Annotated in this window: 24 protein-coding genes and 1 riboswitch; of the genes, 17 read left to right on the top strand and 7 right to left on the bottom strand. The window is 68.7% G+C overall.

Features of this window, described 5'->3' with window-relative positions; genetic code table 11:
* Positions 1–191: 191 nt before the first annotated feature.
* The 5 genes from ACYVL2_RS12860 to ACYVL2_RS12840 form a co-directional block, all read right to left on the bottom strand.
* Positions 192–1037 (bottom strand): GNAT family N-acetyltransferase, encoded by an 846-nt coding sequence (locus ACYVL2_RS12860; RefSeq protein ID WP_460543885.1) that lies wholly within the window; start codon positions 1035–1037, stop codon positions 192–194.
* Positions 1038–1103: 66 nt separating this feature from the next.
* Complete coding sequence (locus tag ACYVL2_RS12855) at positions 1104–1793, bottom strand: hypothetical protein (RefSeq protein ID WP_460543883.1); 690 nt, start codon at positions 1791–1793, stop codon at positions 1104–1106.
* 246 nt (positions 1794–2039) lie between these two features.
* Complete coding sequence (locus ACYVL2_RS12850) at positions 2040–3173, bottom strand: hypothetical protein (protein WP_460543881.1); 1134 nt, start codon at positions 3171–3173, stop codon at positions 2040–2042.
* 57 nt (positions 3174–3230) lie between these two features.
* Entirely contained in the window at positions 3231–3410 is a 180-nt protein-coding gene (locus ACYVL2_RS12845) for a DUF397 domain-containing protein (RefSeq protein ID WP_460543879.1), read from the bottom strand.
* Positions 3397–4227 carry a helix-turn-helix domain-containing protein gene (locus ACYVL2_RS12840; protein WP_460543876.1) on the bottom strand — a complete coding sequence of 277 codons (831 nt, stop codon included), beginning with the start codon at positions 4225–4227 and terminating at the stop codon, positions 3397–3399. The genes ACYVL2_RS12845 and ACYVL2_RS12840 overlap by 14 nt, the downstream gene beginning before the upstream one ends.
* 237 nt (positions 4228–4464) lie before the next feature.
* Between ACYVL2_RS12840 and ACYVL2_RS12835 the strand changes: the two genes are divergently transcribed.
* The 5 genes from ACYVL2_RS12835 (at position 4465) to ACYVL2_RS12815 (ending at position 10866) form a co-directional block, all read left to right on the top strand.
* The gene (locus tag ACYVL2_RS12835; RefSeq protein ID WP_460543873.1) at positions 4465–4740 is read left to right on the top strand and encodes a hypothetical protein; all 276 of its coding nucleotides are present in this window, start codon (positions 4465–4467) and stop codon (positions 4738–4740) included.
* Complete coding sequence (locus ACYVL2_RS12830; protein ID WP_460543870.1) at positions 4733–4960, top strand: hypothetical protein; 228 nt, start codon at positions 4733–4735, stop codon at positions 4958–4960. Before ACYVL2_RS12835 ends, ACYVL2_RS12830 begins: the two co-directional genes overlap by 8 nt.
* A gap of 421 nt (positions 4961–5381) precedes the next feature.
* On the top strand, positions 5382–6089 hold the full coding sequence (locus ACYVL2_RS12825) for a nuclease-related domain-containing protein (protein ID WP_460543866.1): 708 nt from the start codon (positions 5382–5384) through the stop codon (positions 6087–6089).
* Between the two features lie 552 nt (positions 6090–6641).
* Positions 6642–8522, top strand: a complete 1881-nt coding sequence (locus tag ACYVL2_RS12820; protein WP_460543863.1) for a DNA/RNA helicase domain-containing protein — start codon at positions 6642–6644, stop codon at positions 8520–8522.
* Positions 8523–8655: 133 nt separating this feature from the next.
* Complete coding sequence (locus ACYVL2_RS12815; protein WP_460543860.1) at positions 8656–10866, top strand: DNA/RNA helicase domain-containing protein; 2211 nt, start codon at positions 8656–8658, stop codon at positions 10864–10866.
* 141 nt (positions 10867–11007) lie between these two features.
* On the opposite strand, the gene ACYVL2_RS12810 is transcribed toward ACYVL2_RS12815, so the two are convergent.
* Both ACYVL2_RS12810 and ACYVL2_RS12805 read right to left on the bottom strand, forming a co-directional pair.
* Positions 11008–11373, bottom strand: coding sequence for a DUF202 domain-containing protein (locus tag ACYVL2_RS12810; protein ID WP_460543856.1), 366 nt, complete (start codon positions 11371–11373; stop codon positions 11008–11010).
* Positions 11370–11741 carry a YidH family protein gene (locus tag ACYVL2_RS12805; protein WP_460543852.1) on the bottom strand — a complete coding sequence of 124 codons (372 nt, stop codon included), beginning with the start codon at positions 11739–11741 and terminating at the stop codon, positions 11370–11372. Before ACYVL2_RS12805 ends, ACYVL2_RS12810 begins: the two co-directional genes overlap by 4 nt.
* Positions 11742–12031: 290 nt before the next feature.
* On the opposite strand from ACYVL2_RS12805, the gene ACYVL2_RS12800 reads away from it, so the two are divergent.
* The 12 genes from ACYVL2_RS12800 to ACYVL2_RS12745 form a co-directional block, all read left to right on the top strand.
* Positions 12032–12238 carry a cold-shock protein gene (locus ACYVL2_RS12800; RefSeq protein ID WP_460543849.1) on the top strand — a complete coding sequence of 69 codons (207 nt, stop codon included), beginning with the start codon at positions 12032–12034 and terminating at the stop codon, positions 12236–12238.
* Complete coding sequence (locus ACYVL2_RS12795; protein ID WP_460543846.1) at positions 12238–13932, top strand: DEAD/DEAH box helicase; 1695 nt, start codon at positions 12238–12240, stop codon at positions 13930–13932. The genes ACYVL2_RS12800 and ACYVL2_RS12795 overlap by 1 nt, the downstream gene beginning before the upstream one ends.
* A gap of 190 nt (positions 13933–14122) precedes the next feature.
* Positions 14123–15046, top strand: a complete 924-nt coding sequence (locus tag ACYVL2_RS12790) for an ABC transporter ATP-binding protein (protein ID WP_460543843.1) — start codon at positions 14123–14125, stop codon at positions 15044–15046.
* Positions 15043–15894, top strand: a complete 852-nt coding sequence (locus ACYVL2_RS12785) for an ABC transporter permease (RefSeq protein ID WP_460543840.1) — start codon at positions 15043–15045, stop codon at positions 15892–15894. The genes ACYVL2_RS12790 and ACYVL2_RS12785 overlap by 4 nt, the downstream gene beginning before the upstream one ends.
* 3 nt (positions 15895–15897) lie before the next feature.
* Positions 15898–16125, top strand: coding sequence for a helix-turn-helix transcriptional regulator (locus ACYVL2_RS12780; protein WP_460543837.1), 228 nt, complete (start codon positions 15898–15900; stop codon positions 16123–16125).
* Positions 16126–16413: 288 nt separating this feature from the next.
* Positions 16414–16630, top strand: a riboswitch (cobalamin riboswitch).
* Between the two features lie 31 nt (positions 16631–16661).
* A complete protein-coding gene (locus ACYVL2_RS12775) occupies positions 16662–16847 on the top strand; it encodes a CbtB domain-containing protein (protein ID WP_460543835.1) in 186 nt (61 codons plus the stop codon).
* Positions 16848–16854: 7 nt separating this feature from the next.
* Positions 16855–17583 carry a CbtA family protein gene (locus ACYVL2_RS12770; RefSeq protein WP_460543833.1) on the top strand — a complete coding sequence of 243 codons (729 nt, stop codon included), beginning with the start codon at positions 16855–16857 and terminating at the stop codon, positions 17581–17583.
* A complete protein-coding gene (locus ACYVL2_RS12765; RefSeq protein ID WP_460543831.1) occupies positions 17580–18167 on the top strand; it encodes a histidine phosphatase family protein in 588 nt (195 codons plus the stop codon). The genes ACYVL2_RS12770 and ACYVL2_RS12765 overlap by 4 nt, the downstream gene beginning before the upstream one ends.
* On the top strand, positions 18164–19096 hold the full coding sequence (locus tag ACYVL2_RS12760) for a cobalamin biosynthesis protein (RefSeq protein ID WP_460543829.1): 933 nt from the start codon (positions 18164–18166) through the stop codon (positions 19094–19096). Before ACYVL2_RS12765 ends, ACYVL2_RS12760 begins: the two co-directional genes overlap by 4 nt.
* Positions 19093–20640: a cobyric acid synthase gene (locus tag ACYVL2_RS12755; RefSeq protein WP_460543827.1), complete on the top strand. Its 1548-nt coding sequence runs from the start codon at positions 19093–19095 to the stop codon at positions 20638–20640. Before ACYVL2_RS12760 ends, ACYVL2_RS12755 begins: the two co-directional genes overlap by 4 nt.
* Positions 20637–24413, top strand: a complete 3777-nt coding sequence (cobN, locus tag ACYVL2_RS12750; RefSeq protein ID WP_460543825.1) for a cobaltochelatase subunit CobN — start codon at positions 20637–20639, stop codon at positions 24411–24413. The genes ACYVL2_RS12755 and cobN overlap by 4 nt, the downstream gene beginning before the upstream one ends.
* The coding region (locus ACYVL2_RS12745; RefSeq protein WP_460543823.1) for an ATP-binding protein at positions 24410–25645 on the top strand (1236 nt) is incomplete at its 3' end. The genes cobN and ACYVL2_RS12745, both read left to right, overlap by 4 nt.

Raw genomic sequence — 25645 nt, 5'->3', positions numbered from 1 at the left:
GTGATGCAGGATTGGCACGAGGGCGGGCCCCAGAATTCATGCCGGAGACTGCGTGAATGACACCGACCGCAGCGGATGGTCGGTCTCGGTTCCGGGGGCGCCTTCCTATGTCCACGATCGCGGTCGAGCTCAAGTGATGAGGCGAGACGCCGCTTCCGCGGTCGGGATCGACCGACCCCCGACATCGGCGCTTATCGGAGTTCGACCGTCATGTAGTTCGGCGGGGTCTCGAAACCGTGGCGGGCATAGAACGGGATCACGCTGCCGCCGGCATGTACGGTGACCCGCATCAACCCGTCCTCCCGAGCCTGGCGGATCACCGCTTCGACCAGTCGGTTTCCGAATCCCTTGCCGCGTTCTTCCGGCACCAAGTACATGGACTGCAGGTCGCCGGCGGCGCGATCGAGCGATATCGGTGTCGGCACCCGCCCGCTCACGGCCAGCCAGACCATGCCGATGACGGTCGTATCGCGGACCGCCACGAAGCAGCGGTGGGTCTCGGCGTTGCTTCGCGCCCACTCGACGAACCGGGTCACGAACTCTTCTCGTTCCACCGCCGGCCCCGGCGGGAGCTCTGACTCCCAACGCCACCGCAGACCGGCGACGGCCTCCAGCTCCTCGTCTCTCACCGGACGGATCTCCACCCCTGCCATGGACGACGCGATCCGGTCGGAGCTCCCGTAGTAAGCGAATACCGCGGCGAGCTGATCGGCCACGAAGCGGCGCTTGGCCTCACCGTCTTCAGTGGCGGGCAGTGCTCCGAGCCGATCGGCCAGCGCGAAGAACTCGGGACCGGGTTGCCGGGTGTCGCCGTTGTGGACGAGCACGGAGATCATGAACGACAGCCCGGTCACCGCCTCATGGTGCGTGTTGATGTCGTCGCAGAGCCGCCCGATCTGACCGGGGAAGTTGCCGCCGTGTCGGAACGGGGCGCCGAGTTCTCGATTCAAGTCGCCGTAGCTGAGCGTCTCGCCGCGCGCCGCGTAGTCGCGGAGCACGGCCATGCCTGCTTCGACGAGGTCAAGGGGTGTGGACATGTCCCCATTCTCACAGAGGACTCCGGACGACGTATCCACCACATCCTCAGACGTCGATCGTCTCGGTCAGTCCCGCTCTTGCGGTATCGATGCCGCAAGCAGCTCGAAGACTTCTCCGTACATCCCCGCCGCCTGCTCGGACAACCCCTCGGCGGTGTCCGCGTTGTAGAAGTTGACGTGGAATTCCACGTAGAGGTTGCCGTAGGCGGCCCAGAACTCGAAGTACTCCGCCTGAACCGTCGCCTCTTCGTCGGCGACGCACCCATTGTCGTCCTCGGTGCAATCGACCGGCACCTCGCGTTGGCCCCGGTCCTTGAGGTGGAATTGCCAGTCGGCCGGGTCGAGTTCGGATGGGTGGGCGTCCAACTGCTGGAACAATTCGGGATCGGAAGCCGAGAACGCTTCCGGGCTGCCGATCTCGACATCGATCTGGAACCAGAAGTAGGGTTCACCGGCCGTCGCCATGGTGTATTCGTCCTCGACCCGGAACGTACACCGTGGCGCGACAACCGCTCCGAACTCGTCGATGTGCTCGAAGATGGATTCCGGTCCCACGTGCTCGGACGGCGCAAGCAGCTCCGTCAGCTCGTCGCATTGGCCTTCGGGCCACTCGACCAGGAACAGGGCGTTCGGCGGCATCGGCTGCGAGCTCGCCGCCGCGCTCGGACCGGCGGTTGGATCCTCCGTAGTAGCGACCGTCTCGCCGGGGTCCTCCGCGTCGCCTCGGCCGGTCCAGGCTACGGCCAGGTACGCCAAGAGGCCGAGCACGACTGCGCTGATGCCTCCGAGCACGAGGAATCGCCGGCTCGTCCGGCGCGTGCGGTCCGGCGAAGCCGGCCCGCCATTGTTCTCATCCACTGCCTCAGTCGCTTTCTAGTCGCTCTGCTCGGTGATGCGGTGCCCGCCTGCGGTGCGGTCCCGCATCGTGCACGGCTGGGCGACGGACTTCGCGGCCGCTGGAACTTGGGCTTCGGCTCTCGAACCGTTGAAGCGCCCCGTCGATCACCGGCCGTCGGCGGCGTTACCTCGCAACGCCTCGGCGAGGCGGTCGTTGAGCGGGATCTGTGCCGGACGCGGATCCGTTTCGAACCAGGTCGGCTTGTAGCGACGAAGCAGTGCCTCGCCGTCGCGTTCCCACGAGAAGCCTTTGCGCCGCAAGAGGCGCGAGAAGACCTGGTCCGACTTGGCCGGGTCGGCCGCTGCCGCGCGTCGCAGGGGCGCGGGGCCGAGGTCCTCGCTTTCGAGGTATTCGGTGACGGTCGTCTTCCACATGCGGCGGCGCATCAGACTCGGGTCGTCGAAGGCCTCCAGCAGCCGGTCATAGTCCGGCAGGAACGAGAGCCCCTCGACCTCGTCGTAGAGCAGGCCCAAGGTTTCCACCCCGATCAGGTCGACATCGTCGAACGGGAAGAGCCCTTCGGGAGCTGTGACGTCGGTGCCGTCGCGGCCTTGGGTGAACCGCCACTTCCAGTACTCCGCCACACGCTCTTGCGCTTCGTCGGCCGGGAAGACCGCCAAATCGGAGCCGAAGTACTCGCAGAACAGCGACCGGTCGTGGCGTTGCAGCTCCCAAGCCTTCTCCAGCAGCTCGGGGTTGCGGAACACCGCTTCGGGCTGGCTCATGGCCCACTGAGCGGCCAATTCGAGCGCTTCGCGTTCCTGGCTCGCCGAGTACTGGAGTTGCGAGCCGCTCAGCACCCACAGCTCGCCGACCGGAAGCAGGCGAGCGAACAGGTATTTCGCCTTGGCGATGCGCCGGGCCGTCGACGAGCCCATGGTGACCTCGGCGGTGTAGTCGAGCTCATCGAGCACGCCGGCCAAGCTGAGTGCGGCGCCGTTGCGGCCGTGGACTTCGTAGAGCTGCGTGACCGCGCCGTCGATCCAGGACCGGAGCATGGAGCGGTCCTCGTCGGTGAGGTCCGGCCGATCGTCGATGAAGTGCTCGATGAGGCTCTTGCCGTGCAGCGTCTCGCCGGACGTGATGAACATGTCGGTGTACATCGTGACCGCGAAGTCGTCGCCGGGCGGGACGGCCGCATCCCATTCGTCTCGGAACGGCCCAGTCGTGGCGTACGCGACGAGCTCGCCCTTCGGCTCGGCGTATCGGTCGGTCAGTTTGTCTCGTCCATTCGGCACGGATGCGGTCCTACCTCGATCGGTATGCCAGGCAGAGGGTCGGCGCAGCGCGGAGTATCAGCGCTTGAGGTCGGCGAGCAGCGAAGTGAAGCTTGCGGCATCGAGGTCGAGGATCGGCGAACCCTCGCCGAGCTTGGAGTCCCTGAGCTGGACCAAGCCGGGGAGAGCTCGGGCTTCGACGCAGTTCCCACCGGTGTTCCCGCTGCGCTGGGCCTTCTTCCACTCACTGGTCAGCATGTGATTCTCTCCACTCGTCTAGCTGTAGAGCCATCGGGAGTGTGGCAGAGAAAAGCCTACGACATCGAGCAACCTTCGCCTTGTCCGCCTCGTACTGGGCTCCGAACAGGTTTTCCTGGTAGACCACATTAGGGTCTTTCGGGTCGACGAACGACATGATCTCGTAGGACCAGCCCTTCGAAGGACCGATTGTGCTACTCGGCATGATGAAGATATCGATGCTATCTATTCCGTTCAGCTTCGCTAGGTGCTGGAGCTGGTCATCGTAGATGTCAGTGCCTTTGACCACCTTCAGTGCTCCTTCGGGAAGGATCACCCGCATCCGAGGCGGCCCGCCTGGTCTTTCGAACACCGGACTCTGTCTTTGGATGCGGAAGCCGAGCGCCGTCCGACGCTGCTCGTCAGTCAGGTTCGGGTTAGATGCGAGCACCGCTTCGGCGTAGCTCGGCGTTTGGAATAGGCCGGTGACATAGGCGTCCTCGTGGATGTCGATCGTCTCGGCCAGCGGCTCGACCTGGGTGAACCGAGTGAAACCCTCGGGCGCCGACTCCTGCCAGTTGGCAGGATTGCCCTGGCGGATCCACTTGGCCTTGGCCTTAGCGTCGTCGATGACCGCCTGCGACGCGCCGTAGTCGGCGAGCCAGCTGGCGACGACTCCCGGCTCCATGTACTGGAGCTTGCCGCTCTCGTAGCTGTTGAGGATGTCCTTCGAGGTCCCGAGGAACCACACGGCCTCTTCCTTTGAGAGACCCGCCTTCTCGCGGTACTTCGTCAGGGTTCGGGCTATCTCGCGCTGGAGGAACTTCTCGTTCGCCATCGCTTCATGATGGCAAGTAGCTGTGACATTACGGAAGGTCAACGCAGCGGCGACATTCCACCGCCGGAAATCCCGCCGCGAGGATTCCGCCGCCCCGATTCCCGTCCGCATACACGATCTTGTGTCCGCCGCTGACCTGCGCATACGTTGTGTTCAGCTAGGGGTCCAGTCACCACACCGGGAGGAGACCGACAAGTGGCCGACACCAGTCGATCGCGATTTGAGAGCCGAGACTCGTTGGAACGGGGACGGTTCAGTGACGGCGTCCGGACCTTCAGCGTCCGCGCCTCCAGCGCCGACGTTCCCGACTCCTTTCAGGTCTATGCCGATGACAGCCGCGATCTCGTCCTGGTCATCTCGGGCCTGGTCTCCCGCGAACTCAAGGCTTCCTGGGCTCCTGAATGGAAGACCGCTTCGGAGGAGTGGCGCGAGTGGCTGGAGGTCAAAGCGTTCATGGTCTTCTACAACGGCGACCGCCCCGCGACCGGAAGGGCGCGCGTCTGCAATGGCTGACAAGTACCTCGGCGAGTTTCGACGCGGCCCGGCCATCTTCACCGTCCACCGCACCGGTGCCGCCTACCGCGTCGACTGCAACGACGGCAACGGCCCCTCCGAAGTCTGCCGCCTCCATGACCACCCCGCCTCCGGCCCTCAGTGGCACGGCCCCTGGAACGGGGACCGCTGGTGCGCCTGGATCGAAGCCGAGACGCGCAAGATCATCGACTCCCCATAGAGACTCGGGCGCGGCGGGCCGGATGCCGTTGTCACTGTCCCCAGGCCTCCCACCGTCCCGCCGCGCCCGACCGAACCGCTCCACGACCCGCAGAAGACCCCAGGACCGGGCCGGGAGCGCCTCCGGAGCCGGTCGCCAGGTGGGGGCGGCCGGCTCTATCCAGATCTGAGGTTATGGCGTGCGTCAACACGGCATCCATCACGCCGACGCCGAACAGAACCGTCATGACCGACCGGGCCGATCTTTGACGCGTATCGCATTGATTCGGGGAAATTGCCTAACTGTCGACGTCCGAGTGAACGCATCGATGGCCCGGGGCCAGGAGCCGGGGAGAATCCGCAGCCACCTCGCGGCCCGAAGGCAGATCCGTCGTGTGGCAAGCTGTTCTAGCAGCCTCTCGAGTGCGAAGAGGGAGATCAGCGTGGCGAAGAACTGGGAGGGCCACCTCTGGGAGCAGCAGGCCCTCGACCACGTCCGCGAGCTCCTCCCCGAGGTCTCCGGCTACTGGGCGCTGCAGAGCTTCAGCTTCACCAGCCGGACCGGCCGGACCCGCGAGTGCGACCTGTTCGTCGCCACACCAGGCGGCCTCCATCTCATCGAGATCAAGTCGCATCCCGGCCGAGCCGTCAACTCCGGCACCACCTGGTACTTCGAGCGCGGCAAGCCGGTCCAGAACCCGCAGTGGCTGGTTGAGCAGAAGGCGAAGGAACTCAAGGGTCTTCTGGAATACCGGGCGCAGCGCGCGGGGAAGAAACTTCCGAGGCTCTTCATCACCGCTTCGGTGTTCCTCTCCGCCCCAGACCTGGACTGCCGCTTCGACGAGCAGCAGAAACACAACGTCTACGGACGCCAGGGCGTCAAGACGGGTCTGGGCGAGCAGGGCAATGTCCGCTGGAACCCCATGGGCATCCCGTCGGGCAGGACCTTCCAACTGGTGCGAGGCATTCGCCGGGTGCTGTTGGGCGAAGACGCTCCAGTCAAGCTCACTCGCCGGGCCGTCGGCGCGATCGCCGAGGCACGAGAGCGCAGCAGCGATCGGTTGGGCACCGACCGCCTGGTAATCCGTCGCAGCGGGTCGGAGATCCGCTGGTGGACCTGGGCCGGTTACCGCGCCAACCTGACACTGTAGGCGTCCCTGGGTCGATACGCGGCGATGAGCGGCGTCACCGACTGCTATTTGCGCCTTCGACCCGAGTACTCGAATCGAGACCTCTCCGAGGCGCTGTCGGCCGCAGAGATCGTCGCACCGCGACCCGACCCACGGGCGGTCGATGGACTCAAATTCAGTGCGGCACTCCCGATCGACCTGGCGGCCGCAACCCTGGCTGCCCGCCTCAGCGACCCCCATAATGCGAAAGCAACTCTTGACGCCCCTCGCACATTCACGTCATAGCTGAATGACGACTCCATGGCTTGCTCTGGTGCGGGCGCGACGACGGCGCGATCCACTGGATCGAGCAGAACATGCTTCCGGAGAACGACCTCTCGCCGGCCTTGACAGCGGAGACGACGACTTCCACATCCCTGAGTCCGTATGACCGCTCTGCTGAGGCGAACACAGTGTGCTGCTGCAAGATACGATGTTCCGGTACCTGTGATGCGGCCCGCCGGGCTTCCGCCGTCCACCTGAGCGGACACGCCCCCATACCGCACGAGTCATTCGTGTGCCTGGGGGAAGTCCGTGGCCGTCTTGCGGCGCTCCGTGCGGAGTCTTACGACGATCGATGCCGTTTTCACATCGGCGTCAGCCCTGAGTCTGGTGATCACCGAGCAGTACCGGCACGCCTTCGGTGCACAGCCCAACCGAAGCGAGATCAGAGCCTGGGAGCGAAGCATCCCCACGCTCGTCCAGGACCTCGCCGACGCCGAATTGGGAGGCGTCGAGGTCATGATCGAGCACCAACTGCCACTGACCAGCAAACGAGCCGACGTGATCCTCGCCGGCGTCGGCCACGACGGCGAGGACCGCTATGTCATCGTCGAGCTCAAGCAGTGGAGCGCGGCCGAAGTGTTCGAGGATGACCCGAACCTCGTACTCGTGCCCGGTATGAAGGGCGGTCCCAAGCTCCATCCCGCTCTCCAGGCGAACACCTACCGCGACTTCCTTCTTGACTTCACCGACGGACTGAAACCTGAGCAGGTGCACAGCATCGCGTACCTGCACCACGCCCAGGACGGCGACGTATTCGACCTGCTCGACGATGTGGGAGCGGCGCCCACGCGCCTGTTCACCGGCAGCCGCAGAGGAGAACTGCGGGATTACCTGGTGAGACTCTTCGCCCCGGAATCCGGCGCCGCGGCGGCCGACAGGCTCGAAGCCGCGCGGATCCGTCCTTCGAAGCAACTGCTCGACCACGCCGCGCCGATGCTGAAAGGACGCGACCAGTTCGTGTTGCTCGACGAGCAGAGACTCGCATTCGAGCTGGTCAGGCACGCGGTCGAGAAATCTCGTCGTTCCGACCACAAAGAGGTCGTCATCGTCTCCGGCGGTCCGGGATCGGGCAAGAGCGTCATAGCCCTCTCCTTGCTCGCCGAACTCGCCGACCGAGGCTACGCGGCGGTACACGCGACAGGCTCGAAATCGTTCACTGAGACCATGCGCCGCCATGTCGCGCGCGGATCGACGCGGACGAAGAACCTGTTCAAGTACTTCAACAGCTTTATCAAAGCCCAGCCGAACGACCTGGACGTGCTCATCAACGATGAAGCACACCGAATCCGCGAGACCTCGGCGAACAGGTTCACAAAGGCTGCGGACCGCACCGGTCGTCCGCAGGTCGAAGAGCTCATCTCTGCGGCCAGGGTCCCGGTGTTCCTACTCGACGAGCATCAGGTGGTCCGCCCTGGAGAACTGGGCACGGTCGCCGAGATCCGTGCCCACGCGCTCGCGAGGGGTCTCGACGTGCGCGAGGTCGAACTCGACGCGCAGTACCGCTGCGGCGGTTCGCGGCTGTATGAAGAATGGGTGCTCCGCCTCCTGGGACTCGATGGCGCCGAACCCGTTCCGTGGTCCGGTGACCCGCACTTCGAGGTCGCGATGGCAGGTAGCCCGTGGGATCTGGAGGCGCGACTCGAACGCCGCCGCCAGGAAGGTTACTCGGCGAGGATGACGGCCGGATACTGCTGGAAATGGTCGAAGCCGACCTCGGACAACACTCTCGTCCCGGACGTCGTCATCGGCGACTGGTCGAGGCCGTGGAACGTCTCCGGAGAGCGGTCGGTCGGCGAGGCCCCGCCCGCGTCGCTCTGGGCCACATGGGAAGGCGGGTTCGGTCAGGTCGGATGCGTCTACACCGCCCAGGGATTCGAATACGACTACAACGGCGTGATCATCGGCCCCGACCTGCTCTACCGTGGCGGACGCCTGGTCACCGATCGACGCGCCAGCAAAGACCCGGCACTCACCAGGAAGGTCACCGACACGCAGGCCGACCGCCTGATCCGCAATACCTACAAGGTATTGCTGACTCGAGGCATGCGCGGCACACTCCTGTTCTCGGCCGATCCTGAGACCCAGCGGTTCTTGACGTCTCTGGTGGAGGTCTCGACCGGGGCAGGCTGAGGGACCCACCGCCGACAGGATTCCGCTAGGCTTGTCCCTCAGCAAGAGTGGAACGCCGGACTTCCTCCAGCCATAGAGCCGCGGACACGTCCCCAACCCACACGACCAGCTCGTGTACCCCGGGGATCCGTACTTGTCCGCACTGTTCGACATCACCGCTGTCGGCCTGCTCGCCGACTTCTCCGATACCAGAAATGACGGGAGTCTCGGACGACTTCTGACGAGCCGATGCAAGATTCTGGGGCGCAAGAATCCTCAGCCAAGTGAGATCTCGGCCTGGAATCAGAGCCTCCCGGCCCTGGCAGAAGAACTCGTTGCAGCCGGTTTGGGAGACGTCGTGCTGTTCATTGAGTTCGCCATGCCTCCTTGGCGGGAACACGCCGATGTCATCCTTGCGGGACCTGGAGCGGATCACGGCCGTCCGGTGTACACCCTGGTCGAGCTCAAGCAGTGGACCGACTTCGAAGTCCGCGGCAGAGGCGGCGTGATGGCGGGCTTCAAACGCGGAAAGCCGGCGTCGAAACCCCACCCGTGGGAGCAGGCGACCAGGCACGTCGCCTACCTCACCGAACTGTACGCCGTGCTCGATCGACAGTACTTTCAGCCGATGGTGTTCTTGCACAACGCCACCGATGACTTCATGACAAGGCTGCGGAACGTGCGACACGGACTCGGTTCGACCATGTTCGGTGCCGGAGAGAAGACAGCACTCAGAAGCCGTCTGCGACAGTGGTACAGCACCGGGAGCAGCGCCGAGGCGGCTCGACTGCTTCGCCAGGCCCGAGTCCGACAGTCGGAGGTCCTGCTCAAACGGATGGACGCCGAGTTCGATCGGACCGCGAAGGACCGTTTTGTACTGCTCGGCGAGCAGTGGGAGGCCTACCAGCTGGTCGCTGAAGCCGCCGAACAAGCGGCGCTTGCCGAGCGGAAGGCGGCAGTGATCGTGCATGGTAGACCGGGCACGGGAAAGACCGCGGTGGCGCTGAAACTGGCGGGCGAGTCTTTTCGCCAGGGTAGGGGGGTCTACTACTGGGTGTGGCAGACGGCGTTTCGAGAGGCGCTGGTGAGGCATTCCGGTCTGACGACGAACGACGCCAAACAGCTCTTTCGCAGCCCGCGAGAGAAGAAGATCACCGAGCGTTCGATGCGCCTCAGCGCTGACATCTCGATCTGCGATGAAGCGCACCGATTGGAGAAGCGCACGAGCCTCCAGAGCCATCGCCGCGAGACGGACCAGATCGACGACATCCTCTCCACCTCCATGGTCCACGTCTTCTTCGTCGATGATGACCAGCAGGTGAAGATGACGGAGATCGGCACGGTCGACCGCCTTCGCGAGGACCTCGAAAGCCGAGGCGTTACCGTCTTCGAGATCGAACTCACCACCCAGGTGCGGTCGGGCGGTGTCAAGGCATACGTCGATTGGGTCCGTAGGCTTGTCGGTCTGGAACCCGAGACTCCTGGACTTTGGGAGCAGAGGGAAGACTTCCGACTCTGGGTCGCGGAGCAGCCCGACGAGGTAGAGCGGATTCTCCATGCCCTTGCCGAGGAGCGGGAACGATATCGCATTACCGCCGGCATCTGCTGGGATTCGACTGACGACGGATACGGCAGCGTGACGATCGGCGACTGGTCTCGGCAGTGGAACCTCAAGAAGGCCGCTGAAGATGGTCCGGAGGCCAAGCGCTGGGCCTGGGACACTGGCGGCTGGAGGCAGATCGGCTGCGTCCACACCGCTCAAGGCCTCGAATGGGAGTGGGCCGGGGCCATTATCGGACGGGACCTGATCTGGCGCGGTTCACATGCCGTTCCGGTCCTCGAGAACAACACCGACCTGCCTTCATACCGCACTCGCGAAGACGATCGGAGGCGTGCCGAGAAGCTGCTCCGCAATGCCTATTACATCCTCATGACCAGAGGGATGCGCGGCATGGTGATCTATGCCGAGGACAACCTGTTGCGAGCCGAACTCAGGTCGCTGGTTCAGCCGCTGCCGCTGCCGCTCGGTGCCGAGCCGGAGATCAAGGAGAACCGTATCTTCCGCAATCTGCCCGAGCAGCTCATCGACGTCGTTCACCAAGTGCACGGGGAGGGAGTGTCGCTACCACACATGGGGATCGAGTACGTGCCCGGACACCGGTCCAAACTGGCATGGCGCGAACAGCGGGTTGTGATCCTCCGCGACGACCTGGATCCTGAGACGGCGGCGAACGCGATCAGCGCCTACGGGGATGCCGGCTGGGAGGCCCGGAAAGCATCGGATTGGGACGCGGACTCGCTGCGAAGCGCTCTGCTTCGCGATCTCGACTCCGCTGGGACGGTTTCGCGTCGCCGGCGGCCGTGAGCGTACGACGGACCTGCGCGAGGAATTGCCGATGTCGTACGGGCCGCGGTGCCGATCACCGTCCCGGCCGCCCGGTAGGAAGACGGCGCCCGCGTGGTACATCGATCGAACGGTCGGCAAGTTGCCGACAGCAGCGCTCAGCTACCGCCCGAGTACGGCCAGGATCAGAAAGGCTCCGGCACCGGCCAGGGCCGTGGCGAGCAGCGCGGTGACCAGCAGCAGTCGTCCGCCTGGCGCGACCGGGGGAGGACCGGCGGCCGGGGTGGCGCGCAGTCGACGTTCGAGTCGGCATGAGCGAATACCGGCCGTTGCGAACAGGGACACCCCGCCGATGAGGCCGGCGATCGGCAGGACGATACCCAACCAGGGAACCGGAGCGGCAAGGAGACGCGCCGCGACTGCCAAGGCGGCCGTGAGACCGAGCGCGGTGCGCTGCCAGGCGAGACTGTTGCGCTCGGGTTGGAGCCCTGGGTCCCAGTGCCCGCCCGACCCGGCCCGTCGGGTCATCGCGCGGGCCCGGTCAGCAGGGCGACGACTACGAGCACACTGGCCAGCATCACTCCGATGGTAATCGGGAGCGCGGAGATCGACGCCGGGAGCGGCCGGCCGGCTCGGATGGCGCGCTCTGTGCGGGACCATCCGACCCATGCCTGCACCGGTAGGGCGAAGCCGATGGCGATCAGGATCAGCGCGGTTATGAGCCGGAGGGTCTCCTGCAGCGGATCGGCCAGGGCCTCCAATGCCACTCCACCGGCGGTGAAGGCCAGCGCAGTGCGGATCCAAGCCAGAAACGTCCGTTCATTCGCCAACGTGAAACGCGGATCGGGCTCCTCGCCGTGGTCGTAGACGCGGCGAGGGAATCGTCGCTCGCTCACTCGACCGACTCCCCGCGGAGGGACGGGTGGACGTGGCGGCTCTCTTCGACTGTCACGGGACCACAGTCTAGGAGTGCCTCATGCTCACCGTGAGGTTCCTGGGAATCTGCGAGGTCTCGTGTAGGGCCGAGCCGACGCCCGGGCCGGATCGACGGACGCCTCAGCTTCCTGCGGGGAAGTTCTCCCGATCATGCCGGGCCGGGCCGAGGGCATGGAATCGAGCGGAACGGGTATCAGGTGCTGTAGCGACGGTTCAACGCGGCTGAGAGGACGAGGGGCGGTGAGTCGAGATGCCGACCGGCACGGTCAAATGGTTCGACGCCGGCAAGGGTTACGGCTTCATCGAACCCGATGAGGGCCGAGACGACGTGTTCGTCCACTTCAGCGGCATCGAGGATTCCGGGGGCTACCGAAGCCTGACGGAGGGCCAGCGGGTCAGCTTCGATGTCACGAGAGGCGATCGCGGCGAGCAGGCGGCCCACGTTCGGCCGACCTGATGACGACGGCACCGGACTCTGCCAGAGCGATCGGCTTCGCCGACCTGGGACTCCGTCATGAGCTGCTGCACGCCCTGACGGACCTGGGGTACGAGGAGCCGACGCCGATCCAGCGCGAGGCCATCCCGCCGCTGCTGGCCGGGCGCGACCTGCTCGGCCAGGCCGCGACGGGAACCGGAAAGACCGCCGCGTTCGCCCTTCCGGTGCTCCAGCGCCTGGCGGAGGAGGACCGCGGCTCCGACCCGGGGGCGCTGGTACTGACCCCGACGCGGGAGCTGGCCGTGCAGGTGTCGCAGGCGTTCCACCGCTACGGCCGGGAACTGGAGGTCCGCGTCGTGCCGATCTACGGCGGGCAGCCGATCGGCCGCCAGTTGCAGGCGTTGGACCGCGGCGTGGACATCGTGGTGGCCACGCCGGGCCGGGCGCTCGACCACATCGGCCGCCGGACGCTTCGCCTGCACGACATCGGCATAGTGGTGCTCGACGAAGCCGACGAGATGTTCGACATGGGCTTCGCCGAGGAAATCGAGGAGATCCTCGACCAGATCGGCGAGGACCGGCAGACGGTCATGTTCTCGGCCACGATGCCGCCCCAGATCGACCGCGTCGCCCGCAAGCAGCTGCGCGACCCGGTCCGGGTGGCGCTGGGCCTGGAGGCGGGGACCGGCGAGGAGCCGCCACTGGTGCGGCAGATCGCCTACATGGTCGCCCGGCCGCACAAGCAGGCGGCCATCGGGCGCATTCTCGACTTGGAATCGCCGGCCGCGGCGCTCGTCTTCTGCCGCACCCGCGAGGAGGTCGACCGGCTCGCCGAGTCGCTGAACGGGCGCGGGCACCGGGCCGAGGCCCTCCACGGCGGTATGGGCCAGGAGCAGCGCGACCGCGTGATGCGGCGGCTGCGCGCGGGCAGTGTCGACCTCGTGGTCGCCACCGACGTCGCCGCCCGCGGTCTCGACGTCGAGCAGCTGACGCACGTGGTGAACTACAACGTGCCGTCCGCGCCGGAGGACTACGTGCACCGCATCGGCCGGGTGGGGCGCGCCGGGCGCGAGGGCACGGCGATCACCTTGACCGAGCCGCGCGAGCACCGCATGATCAAGGCGATCGAGCGGCTGACGAAGCGGCGCATCGCCGTGGAGCGGGTGCCGACGGCGGCGGACCTGTTCGCGCACCGCATGGAGTTGACGCGCGCCGCCTTGCGCGAGACCCTTCTCGGTGACGACTTCGACCGATTCCGAGCGGTTGTCGAGCCGCTGGCCGACGAGTTCGACGTCATGGACGTCGCGCTGGCGGCGGTGCGGCTGGCGCACGAGTCCAGCGTCGGATCGGCCGACGAGGCGGAGATACCCGAGGTGGCCGAGCGGGCCGCCGGTCGCGGGCGTCCGGCGCGCCACGACGGCACGGTCCGGGTCTTCATCGGGATGGGCCGGAGCGCAGGGGTACGACCGCAGGATCTGGTGGGAGCCATAGCCGGTGAGACCCGGCTCAGCGGCCGCGACATCGGGGCCATCGACATCGCCGAGCGCTTCTCGCTGGTGGAGGTGCCCGAGCCGGAGGCCGACGAGGTGATCACCGCGCTGCGGCACACCACCATCAAGCGCCGGAAGGCGACCGTGCGCCGGGATCGGGAACCCTACCGCCGCGGCGACTTAGCGATCATCGCCTTCCAAGGCAGGCTGTCCCCCTGGCCATGACCGTCTGCGGCCTCCTCCTCTGGGCTTTCATCCTCCAGCGCCTCCCCATCCGCGCGGCGGGAGCGCGGGTATGCGGCCCCTTCGCCGTCGACCCGCATCCGGCAGCGGTACTCCCTCGGTATTGCCGAACACTAGGACAGTATGTAGCATGAGTGCTATCAACTGTCCGATCCATGTGACGGAGGAGTCCATGGCACCCGCCTCCCCATCCGAGGGCCCCGCCATCGCCGTATCCGACCTGCGGATGCGCTACGGCGACAACGTCGTCCTCGACGGCATCGACTTCGAGCTGCGCCACGGCGGCGTCACCGCGCTCCTCGGGCCCAACGGCGCCGGAAAGACCACCACCGTCGAGATCCTCGAAGGCTTCCGCGCCCGCTCCGGCGGCGACGTCGACGTCCTCGGCGCCGACCCGGCCCGCGGCGACGAGCGCTGGCGCGCCCGCATGGGCATCGTTCTCCAGGAATGGCGCGACAACGGCAAATGGCGGGTGCGGGACCTCCTCGCCCACTTCGCCGACTACTACCGGCCCTACACCGAACCGTGGCAGGCCGACGAACTGCTCGAACTGGTCGGCCTCGCCGAGCAGTCCCGCCAGCGCATCCAGACCCTCTCGGGCGGGCAGCGCCGCCGCCTCGACGTCGCCTGCGGCATCGTCGGCCGGCCGGCCCTGCTGTTCCTCGACGAACCCACCACCGGATTCGACCCGCACGCCCGCCGCGAATTCCACGACCTCATCCACGGCCTCACCGACCTCGAGGGCACCACCATCCTGCTCACCACCCACGACCTCGCCGAGGCCGAGAAGCTCGCCGACCGCATCCTCATCCTCGCCGGCGGCCGGATCATCGCCGACGGCTCGCCCGACGCGCTCGCCCGCGCCGCCGCGACCACCGCGCAGGTGACGTGGATGCAGGACGGGCGAGTCCAGGTCCACGCCACCGAGGACGCCACCGCCTTCGCCCGCAAGCTCCTCGCCACCGACGAGGGCGCCGTGACCGACCTGGAGATCCACCGGGCCAGCCTGGAGGAGGCCTACCTGACCCTGGTCGCGCAGTTCGAGGCCGGCCAGGCCGACGCCGCCGTGGACAGCTTTCAGGAGGCCACCAAATGAACCCCACCCTGCACGCCTACAAGACCGGCTGGCGCCGGGCGCTCATCCAGACCCGCATCTCCCTGACGACCCCCTCGGACGTGTTCGGGTACGTCCTCCCGGTCGGCATCGCCGTGCTCGTCCTGGCCTTTCTGCGGGGCGTCGAGATCGACGACTCCCCGGTCGGCCTCGGGGCCATGAACATGCCCAGCCTCATGGGCATGATGATCGTCTGGAGCGGCGTGTTCGGCGTCGTCGGCATCCTGGTCATGGACCGCACCAACGGCACGCTCCTGCGCGCCAAGTCCATGCCCGGCGGCATGACCGGCTACCTGGTCGGCAACACCGTCTCGCTGGCGATGTTCACCGCCATCACCGTGTCGGTCATCCTCGTCACCGGACTGCTCCTGTTCGACGGTCTCCGATTCACCTCCCCGGACCGCTGGCTGATGTTCCTGTCGGTCCTGCTGCTGGGCATCGCCTCCACCATCCCGGTCGGGGCGGTCCTCGGCGCGCTCATCGACAAACCCCAGAACATGGGCCTGGTCATGCTGCCGTTCATGGGCCTCATCGCCATCTCGGGGATCTTCTACCCGATCACGGCGCTGCCGGGATGGCTCCAGGCCATCGGGCAGGTGTTCCCGCTCTACTGGGCGGGCCTGGGGATGCGGCACGCGCTGCTGCCCGACGCCGCCGCGGCGGTCGAGATCGGCCACAGCTGGCGGACCCTTACGATGTTCGCCGTGCTCGCGGTCTGGGCGGTCGCCTCGATGGCGCTGGCTCCGAAGCTGCTCAGCCGCATGGCCCGCCGAGAATCGGGCTCCTCCGTGGCTCAGCGGCGCGAGAAGATGTACCAGGAATGGGGTTAGACCGTGGCCGACGACGTCGTGTACAACCGCATCGCCGTGCTGCGCGCCGAGAGGGGCATCTCGCGGCGCCAGCTCGCCGACGCGCTCGGCGTCCACTACCAGACCGTCGGCTACCTCGAACGCGGCGAATACTCCCCGAGCCTCCATCTGGCGCTCAAGATCGCCGAGTACTTCGAGGTGAGCGTCGAAGTCGTCTTCTCCACCAAGCCGTTCCCCCGGATCGGCACCTGACCGGCCGAAGCGGACACCGAAGCCCTCATCGACGACCGGCGGCGGTCTCGGAGACGTCGCCGAGCCGGTCGGAGGGGAGTCGAAGGCCCTGTGGCGGGATGAGCAGCCTGTTCGCGGGGAGGATCAGAGGCCCTGGTTACCAGGGCCTTTTGTATGTCCTCTAGAGCCAGTCCTCCAGGTTCGCTGCTGTTGGCCGTGCCTCAGGAGCAGGGCGAGCATGAAGCCGGGGAAGGCGATCGCCCGGAGGCTTTTTCCACGAGGTCGAGACGGGCAGGGGTGGACATGGCGTGCAGAGTGCGGTAGTTTCATGCTTCCTTCGACGGAAGCGGCTAGGAACGCAGTGTGATTCTGCGGCGGTCCCGCCACTGTATTCGGGGAGTCGCCCGCCCCGGAGCTCTTGAGAGCTCCGGCCGGACGGAGCGCGGCCACTGGGTCTTCGGGCCCGGGAAGGTCGGGCGGACGGCGTTGATCCGAGAGCCAGAAGACTGCGGCTTCCTGTCACGACTGAGGGGACGAGGATCCCCGAGGAGGTCGACATGACGGCTATTGGTGCTGCGACCCGAACCGCGCCCCGATGGGGCCTGATGGCGCTGACGGTGCTCGCCATGAGCGCTCTGATGTTCCTGGTCGGCTTCGAGCAGGGCACGCTCACCGGTGGGAGCCCGGTGCTCCACGAGGCGTTCCACGACGCCCGTCACCTGCTCGGACTCCCGTGCCACTGACCTGTCGATGATCACCGACAGCGTTCGCCGCGGACTCGCGGCGGGGCTGGCAGCCGGTCTGGTCGCAGGGGCGTTCGCGCTGCTCGTTGGAGAGGTCCCCCTCCAGGAGGCCATCGAACTCGAGGAGCGGGCGCAATCCGCTGCCCACGGACCGGCCGAGGCCGCCCACGACCACGGTGAGGAATTCACCGTCTCCCGCACCGCGCAGCAGGCCCTGCTTCCGGTCGGGACCGCACTGCTCGGCGCCGCCTACGGCGGCCTGTTCGGGCTCGTGTTCGCCTTCGTCGCCAGGGACTCTCGCGACCGCTGGAAGGGCGCCCTCGCCTTCGGCGTCGCCGTGTGGGCGGCGATCGCCCTGTTCCCGGGCCTGAAGTACCCGTCCAACCCTCCCGGGGTCGGAGACCCGTCGACGGTGGAAGCGAGGACGACGTGGTTCCTCGTCGCGATCGGCGCCTCGGCGGCCATGGCCCTGCTGCTGTGGGCGGCTTCGCGATGGCTCCGCCGCCGCGGCATGGACGACGTGCCGCGCCAGACGCTGGTCGGCGTGGTCGCCGTCTTGCTGTACGGCGCGTTGTTCTTCACGCTGCCCGCCAATGGCGATCAGGCCGAGGCGCCGGCCGATCTGCTGTGGGACTTCAGGTTGGCATCGATGGCGACACAGGCGATCCTGTGGCTCGGTCTCGCCGTCGTCTTCGGCTGGTTGTGGCACCGCGACGCGAAGCGGGAGTCCACGTGAGCGCGTTCGCGAGGCTCATTCTGGTCCGCCATGCTCCGACTGCCGCGACCCGCCGCCACGCCTTTCCCCTCGACGAACCCTTGGACGGAGCGGGGGAGCTGGAGGCGGCCGGGCTGCTCGGCAAGCTGGAGGCGTCCCGGGCCGCCACCGCGCCGGTGCGGCGCTGTCGCCATACCGCGGTCCTCGCCGGGTTCGAGGACGCCGAGCCGGATCCCCGATGGTCTGAATTGGATTTCGGGGAGTGGGCGGGCGCGACGCTGAACGAGATCGGCGAGCGTCAGCCGGACCGGCTCCAAGCGTGGCTGGACGACCCGCGGACCGCCCCGCCCGGCGGCGAGTCGCTCGCCGATCTGGCCGCACGCGTGCGCGAAGGGCTCGCCGCATACGGCGTCTCCGGATCCGACACCGTGGTGTTCACCAGCGGCGGTCCCATCAAGGCCGCCGTGGTGGCCGCCTTGGGCGCGCTGGATTCGGCGTTCTGGCGACTCGACGTCAACCCGTGCTCGGCCACCGTCCTGCACTGCCATTCCGGCCGGTGGACCGTCCGCAGCGTCAACACCGACCCGACAGGGGGCCGCAGGTGAGTCCCCACGGCTTCGGGCTCCTCGCCGGGTACGCGGCCGACCTGCTGCTCGGCGACCCGCGCCGGTACCATCCCGTCGCCGGACTCGGGCGGGCCGCGGCCGCGCTCGAACGGCTCACCTACCGCGATTCCCGCCTGTCCGGCGCGGTCCACACCGGAGCGTTGGTAGCCGGAGGCGCGGCCCTGGCGGCCGCCGCGCACACCGCCGTCGAACGCCGTCCTTGGACGCGCGCGGCCTGGACCGCCGCCCTCGCCTGGACCGTCATCGGCGGTCGATCCCTGCGCCGCGAGGCGGCGGGGATCGCCGCCGTGATCGAACGAGGCGACCTGGACGACGCCCGCAGACGCCTGTCGTCGCTGTGCGGACGCGATCCCTCGCATCTGAGCGAGGCCGAACTGGTGCGCGCCGCCGTCGAATCGGTCGCCGAGAACACTTCCGACGCGGTCGTCGCCCCGCTGTGGTGGGGCGCCGTCGCCGGGCCGGGCGGCCTCGCCGGATACCGCGTCGCCAACACCCTCGACGCCATGATCGGGCACAAGTCGCCGCGTTACCGCCGCTTCGGCTGGGCCGCCGCCCGACTGGACGATGCCGCGAACTGGATCCCGGCCCGGCTTTCGGCCGCGCTGGCGGTCGGGCTCGCCCCGCTGGTCGGCGGCTCACCGAAGCGGACACTGCGCGTCTGGCGGCGCGACGGCCACCGCCACCCCAGCCCCAACGCCGGGCGGGTCGAGGCCGCGTTCGCAGGCGCCCTCGGCCGGACCCTCGGCGGCGGCGAGAACCGCTATCCCGGGCACACCGACACCCGCCCGGCCCTCGGTGACGGACCCGCGCCGACCGTCGCCGACCTGCGCCACGCGATTCGGCTGGCCGCCGCCGTCAGCGCGGCGGCCGCCGTCGGCGCCGCCCTCATCTGCCGGAGGCGCCCATGAGCGGCGCCATCCTGCTGGCCGGCACCGCCTCGGACGTCGGCAAGAGCGTCATCACCGCCGGGGTGTGCCGCCACCTGGCGCGCCAAGGCATCACGGTGGCACCGTTCAAGGCCCAGAACATGGCGCTCAACGCGGCGGTGACGGCCGACGGCGGCGAGATCGGCCGCGCCCAGGCCGCCCAGGCCGCGGCATGCGGCATCCCTCCCGAGACCGCCATGAACCCCATCCTCATCAAGCCCACCGCCGCCCACCGCAGCCAGGTCGTGGTCATGGGCAGACCGGCCTTCGACACCGGCGCCCGCGACTACCACGCCCGCAGACGCGTCCTCATGCCCGCGGTCCTCGGCGCGCTCGACGACCTCAAGGGACGGTTCGAGGCGGTGGTCTGCGAAGGCGCCGGAAGCGCGGCCGAGATCAACCTGCGTCCCCACGACCTGGCCAACATGGGCCTCGCCAGGGCGGCCGGCATGCCCGTCGTCCTCATCGCCGACATCGACCGGGGCGGGGCCCTCGCCGCCCTGTACGGCACGCTCGCGCTCCTCGAGCCCGCCGACCAGGCGCTGGTCGCCGGCTTCGTCATCAACCGCTTCCGCGGCGACCCGGCCGTCCTCGAACCCGGCCTCGAACAGCTCCGCGGGCTCACCGGCCGCCCCTGCCTGGGGGTGCTCCCGCACGCCGACGGTCTCGATTTCGACGCCGAAGACTCCCTCGCCTTGGACCGGACGCTGCCGGTTCTGGCGCCGGTCGGCTCGGACCGGATCGAAGTGGCCGTGGTCCGCCTGCCGCTCATCAGCAACTTCACCGACGTCGACGCCCTCGCGGCCGAGCCCGGCGTGACCGTCCGCTTCACGGTCTCCCCGGAGGACGTGCGCCGCGCCGACCTCGTCATCCTGCCCGGAACCAAGAACACCGTCGGCGACCTCGGATGGATGCGCCGCACCGGCCTGGCCGATGCGATCGGCGACCGAGCCGCCTCCGGCGGACCCGTACTGGGGGTGTGCGGCGGCTACCAGATGCTCGGGCGGGAGATCACCGATGAGGTCGAATCGCGGGCCGGAGTGGTGCCCGGACTCGAACTGCTGCCGGTGACCTGCGAGTTCTTCGAGGAGAAGACGCTCGCGCTCCACACCGGCACGGCGCCCGGCCTCGGCGGCGCGACGGCGGGAGGCTACTCGATCCACCACGGACGCCCCAAAGTGGAGGGCGGTCGAGCGTGGCTGCTCGACGACTCCGGCGCCGAAGAGGGATGCGTCGCGGGATCGGTGTGGGGTACCAGCTGGCACGGCGTCCTCGAGCACGATGAGGTCCGCAGGGGACTGCTCGGCCGCATCGCCCGCGACGCCGGACTCGACTGGAGGCCCGGGGCCGAACCGTTCGCCGCCGTCCGCGAGCGCCGCCTCGACCGCCTCGGCGACCTGGTCGCCGAACACCTCGACACGGCCGCGCTGGAAGACCTGCTCACCCGCGGGGCCCCGGCCGGGCTGCCGGTCGCCCCTCCGGGAGGCGCGCCACGACCTCGCATGTGGACTGAGGAGTCGCATTGACCACGATCCTGCTGCTGAGCACCGCCGACACCGAGATCCTCGCCGCGGCCGGTGCCGTCGACCGGCTCCCCGAAGGCGCCCCGCGCGTGCGCGCTCTCAACCCCGCCCGCGCCCCGAAGGACGACCTCGGGCCTTGGCTCGACGCGGCCCTGGCCGACGCCGAGGCGGTGGTGGTGCGCCTGTTGGGCGGCCGGGCCGCGTTCCCCGAGCTGTTCGACTCGCTGCGTCGCCGCTGCGTCGAGGCCGATGTCCCGCTGCTGGCCCTGTCGGGCGAGAGCTCGCCGGACGCCGAGCTGACCTCCCTGTCGACCGCCCCCACCGCCGCCGTCGCCCACGCCTTCGAATACCTGCGGCTGGGCGGGATCGGCAACACCGAGCAGCTGCTGCGGTTCGTGTCGGACACGCTGCTGCTCACCGGGCTCGGCTTCGAAGCGCCCGCCGAGCTGCCCGACCACGGCGCCTACCATCCCCGCGATCCCGAACCTCTGGCCGCCGTCGACCCCGACCGGCCGCTCATCGGCGTGGTCTTCTACCGGTCCCACCTCGTCAGCGGCAACACCGAGTTCGTCGACGCCCTCATCGACGCGATCGAAGCCCGAGGCGCCCAGGCGATCGGCCTGCACTGCTACTCGCTGCGGCCCGACGCCGAAGGCCGCGTCGGCCTGCTGTCCATGCTCGACGAGGCCGCGGTGCACCCCGACGCCCTGCTGCTCACCGTCCTGGCCATGGGAGGCGCGAACGCGTCCGACACCGCGACGTGGAAGGCCGAGGCCCTGCAACGGCTCGGCGTCCCCGTCATCCAGGCACTGGCCTCCACCGGCAGCCGCGAGGCCTGGGCCGAAAGCAGCAACGGACTGTCCCCGATGGACACCGCCATGCAGATCGCCCTGCCCGAGTTCGACGGCCGCATCATCGGCGTGCCGTTCTCCTTCAAAGAGCTCACCGAGGACGACGACCGCATCGGCGGCCCCCTCGTCCGCTACCGGCCGGACCCCGAACGCACCGAACGCGTCGCGGGCATCGCCGCCGGACACGCCCGCCTGCGGCGACTCCCGCGCTCGAAGAAGCGGATCGGCCTGGTCCTGTCGAACTACCCGACCAAGCACAGCCGTATCGGCAACGGCGTCGGCCTCGACACCCCCGCCTCCTGCGCGGCCCTGCTGCGGCGCATGCGCGAGACCGGATACGACCTCGGCGACATCGACGAACGGCTCCTCGACGACGGTGACGCCCTCATCCACGCCCTGATCGACCGGGGCGGCTTCGACGCCGACCTGCTCACCGACGCCCAGCTCGCCGCCGCCGACGCCAAACTGCCCGTCGAGGACTACGAGACCTGGTTCAAGCGCCTCCCCGAAGACCTGCGCGAATCCGTGGAGGCCCAATGGGGGCCGCCGCCCGGCGAGGTCCTGCTGACCCCCGACGGCCGCCACCTGGTCACCGCCACCATGCGCATGGGCAACGTGGTCATGGCGATCCAGCCGCCGCGCGGCTTCGGCGACGACCCCGTCGCGATCTACCACGACCCCGACCTGCCGCCCACCCACCAGTACCTGTCCGCCTACTGGTGGCTCACCCGCGTCTTCGGCGCCGACGCCATCGTCCACGTCGGCAAGCACGGCACCCTCGAATGGCTGCCGGGAAAGGGCGTGGGCCTCTCGGCCTCCTGCGCCACCGACGCCGCCCTCACCGACGTGCCCCTGTTCTATCCCTTCGTCGTCAACGACCCCGGCGAGGGCACCCAGGCCAAGCGGCGCGCCCACGCCGTCATCGTCGACCACCTGGTGCCGCCCATGATGCGCGCCGAGACCTACGACGACCTCACCCGGCTGGAACAGCTCCTCGACGAGTACGCCGAGCTCGAACTGCTCGACCCGAGCAAACTCCCTGCCATCCGCGAGCAGGTCTGGGAGCTCCTGGTCGAGGCCGACATCGCCCGCGAGCTCGAAGTCGAGGCCATGCCCGAGGATCCGGAGGACTTCGGCGAACTCATCGTCCACGTCGACGGCCACCTCTGCGAGATCAAGGACCTCCAGATCCGCGACGGCCTCCACATCCTCGGCTCGCCCCCCGACGGCGAGCAGCTGCGCGGACTGGTCCGGGCCATACTGCGCCTGCCCCAAGGGGAGACGCCCGGCCTGCGCGCCACCGTCGCCGCCGAGTTCGGCCTCGACGAGGACGAGCTGACCCGCGACGGCGGCCGCCGCATGAGTATCGACTGCACCGAACTGGCCCGTTTCGCCCCCGGCCCGACCACCACCCGCGGCGACGTCCTCGACCGCGTCGACGCCCTCACCGGACGCCTCGTCGACGCCGTGGCCGAAGCCGAATGGTCGGCCGACGCCGTCGACGGGATCGTCGCCGACGTTCTCGAACGCACCGCCGCCCCCGTCGCCGACGTGCTCCGCTTCGCGTGCGACGAGGTCGTGCCGCGCGTACGCGCCTCCGCGGCCGAAATCGAACGGCTCCTGTCCGGACTGGACGGCGAGTACCTGCCCGCCGGGCCCTCCGGCTCGCCCACCCGCGGGCGACTCGACGTACTCCCCACCGGGAAGAACTTCTACTCCGTCGACCCCAAGGGCCTGCCCAGCCCACTCGCCTGGGAGGTCGGCGTCAAGCTCGCCGACGCCCTCCTGGAGACCCACACCGAGCGGCAGGGGCGCCTGCCCGAGACCGTCGGCATCGTCGTGTGGGGCACCGCGAACATGCGGACCCACGGCGACGACATCGCCGAGATCCTCGCCCTCCTCGGCGTCCGCCCGACCTGGCACGAGGAGACCCGCCGCGTCACCGGCCTCGACGTGATCCCCCTGGAGGAGCTGGGCCGTCCTCGCATCGACGTCACCGTCCGCATCTCGGGCTTCTTCCGCGACGCCTTCCCACACTTGGTCGCGCTCGTCGACCGGGCCGTCGAGACGGTCGCGGCCCTCGACGAACCATCGGAGGAGAACTTCGTGCGCGCCCACGCGCTGGCCGACCGCGAACGCCTCCGCGGCGAAGGCGTCGGCGAGACCGAGGCGGCCCGCCGCTCCACCGCGCGGATCTTCGGCGCCAAGCCCGGCGCCTACGGGGCCGGCCTGCTGCCGCTCATCGACGCACGCAACTGGCGCGACACCGCCGACCTGGCCGAGGTCTTCACCGTCTGGTCCGGGCACGCCTACGGGCGCGGCCTCGACGGCATCGAGGCCCACGCCGACCTGCACGCCAACCTGAGACGCGTCCAGGTGGCGGTCAAGAACACCGACACCCGCGAACACGACATCCTCGACTCCGACGACTACTTCCAGGAGCACGGCGGCATGATCGCCGCCATCCGCCACCTGACCGGCGCCGCACCCGAGGCGTTCATCGGCGACTCCTCCGACCCGTCCCGCCCCGTCGCCCGCACCCTCGGCCAGGAGGTCGACCGGATCGTCCGCTCCCGCGTGGTCAACCCCCGCTGGATCGCCGGCATGCAGCGCCACGGCTACAAGGGCGCCTTCGAACTGGCCGCCACCGTCGACTACATGTTCGGCTACGACGCCACCGCGAACGTCGTCAAGGACTGGCAGTACGCCAAGGTCGCCCAGTCCTACGTCATGGACGACGACGTGCGCTCCTTCATGGAGGAGTCCAACCCCTGGGCGCTGCACGGCATCACCGAACGGCTCCTCGAAGCCGTCCAACGGGGCATGTGGGCCGAACCCGACCCCGAGCTGCTCGACCGACTGCGCCGGGCCCACCTCGAAGCCGAAGGCGCGGTAGAAGACCGAGGAGAGGAAGGCACCGAGTGAATTACCCGTTCAGCGCCCTCGTCGGCCAGGACCGGCTCAGCACCGCGCTCCTGCTCGGCGCGGTCGACCCCCGTATCGGCGGTGTACTCGTGCGCGGCTCCAAGGGATCGGCCAAGTCCACCGCCGTGCGCGGCCTCGCCGCCCTGCTGCCCGACATCGCCACCCGCGTCGGCTGCTCCTACAACTGTCCGCCCGACGATCCCGCCGAACTGTGCCCGAGCTGCGCCGACGCGCCCGAGCAATGGCGGCCCACCCCCTTGGTCGAACTGCCCTTGGGCGCCTCGGAAGACCGACTCATCGGCTCGATCGACCTCGAACGGGCCCTCGCCGACGGCTGGCGCAGCTTCCAACCCGGACTCCTGGCCCGCGCCCACCGCGGACTGCTCTATGTGGACGAGGTGAACCTGCTCGACGATCACCTCGTCGACGCGCTCCTCGACGCCGCCGCGATGGGCTGGAACCACGTCGAACGCGAAGGCGTCTCAGCCCGCCACGCGGCCCGGTTCCAACTCGTCGGCACCATGAATCCCGAAGAGGGCGAACTGCGCCCCCAACTGCTCGACCGCTTCGGCCTCACCGTCGAGGTGACCGCCCCGGCCGATCCCGCCGAACGCGCCGAAGTGGTCCGCCGCCGCCTCGCCTTCGACGCCGACCCCGAGCGCTTCGCCGAACGCTTCGAGCAGGCGGAGAAGCGCCTCACCGAACGCCTCGCCGCCGCCCGGGCTCTGCTCGGCCAGGTCGGCCTACCCGAATCCTGGCTCGTCCGCATCGCCGAGGTCTGCGCGGCCTTCGAGGTCGAGGGCCTGCGCGCCGACATCGTCACCGCACGTGCCGCCACCGCGCTTGCCGCCTGGGACGGCCGCACCGAGGTCACCCGCGCCGACGTGCGCACCGCATGCCTGCTGGCGCTGCCGCACCGCCGCCGCCGGGGACCGTTCGACGACCCCGGCATCGACGAAAACGAACTCGACCGCCTCCTCGGCGACGACGAACCCGAACCGCCCGAATCGGATGAGGACGGCCCCGACGACGGCGGCGGCCCCGACCAGACCGGCCCCGCACCGGACGGCCCGGCCCAGCAGGCCCACGGCGATCGGCCCGACGGCCCCGCCCCGCAGCCGACCGAGCCGCACGGGCCGACAGGCGATCACGGCCCGGCCCCGGTCGACCGCGTCGAGGCCCCGACCGAGGCCGCCGCGCCGCACCTGATCACCGCCCCGCAGCGACGCAAG

The organism is Glycomyces halotolerans (assembly GCF_054779575.1).
Note: the sequence above shows the minus strand (reverse complement) of the source record. Positions and strands in the feature narration are given on the sequence as shown.

What these genes read in the sequence shown, in the direction of transcription:
- ACYVL2_RS12860 (WP_460543885.1), bottom strand. Translation starts at nt 1,037, where the DNA reads ATGTCCACACCCCTTGACCTCGTCGAAGCAGGCATGGCCGTGCTCCGC.
- ACYVL2_RS12845 (WP_460543879.1), bottom strand. Translation starts at nt 3,410, where the DNA reads ATGCTGACCAGTGAGTGGAAGAAGGCCCAGCGCAGCGGGAACACCGGT.
- ACYVL2_RS12840 (WP_460543876.1), bottom strand. Translation starts at nt 4,227, where the DNA reads ATGGCGAACGAGAAGTTCCTCCAGCGCGAGATAGCCCGAACCCTGACG.
- ACYVL2_RS12830 (WP_460543870.1), top strand. Translation starts at nt 4,733, where the DNA reads ATGGCTGACAAGTACCTCGGCGAGTTTCGACGCGGCCCGGCCATCTTC.
- ACYVL2_RS12810 (WP_460543856.1), bottom strand. Translation starts at nt 11,373, where the DNA reads ATGACCCGACGGGCCGGGTCGGGCGGGCACTGGGACCCAGGGCTCCAA.
- ACYVL2_RS12800 (WP_460543849.1), top strand. Translation starts at nt 12,032, where the DNA reads ATGCCGACCGGCACGGTCAAATGGTTCGACGCCGGCAAGGGTTACGGC.
- ACYVL2_RS12795 (WP_460543846.1), top strand. Translation starts at nt 12,238, where the DNA reads ATGACGACGGCACCGGACTCTGCCAGAGCGATCGGCTTCGCCGACCTG.
- ACYVL2_RS12790 (WP_460543843.1), top strand. Translation starts at nt 14,123, where the DNA reads ATGGCACCCGCCTCCCCATCCGAGGGCCCCGCCATCGCCGTATCCGAC.
- ACYVL2_RS12785 (WP_460543840.1), top strand. Translation starts at nt 15,043, where the DNA reads ATGAACCCCACCCTGCACGCCTACAAGACCGGCTGGCGCCGGGCGCTC.
- ACYVL2_RS12775 (WP_460543835.1), top strand. Translation starts at nt 16,662, where the DNA reads ATGACGGCTATTGGTGCTGCGACCCGAACCGCGCCCCGATGGGGCCTG.
- ACYVL2_RS12770 (WP_460543833.1), top strand. Translation starts at nt 16,855, where the DNA reads ATGATCACCGACAGCGTTCGCCGCGGACTCGCGGCGGGGCTGGCAGCC.
- ACYVL2_RS12755 (WP_460543827.1), top strand. Translation starts at nt 19,093, where the DNA reads ATGAGCGGCGCCATCCTGCTGGCCGGCACCGCCTCGGACGTCGGCAAG.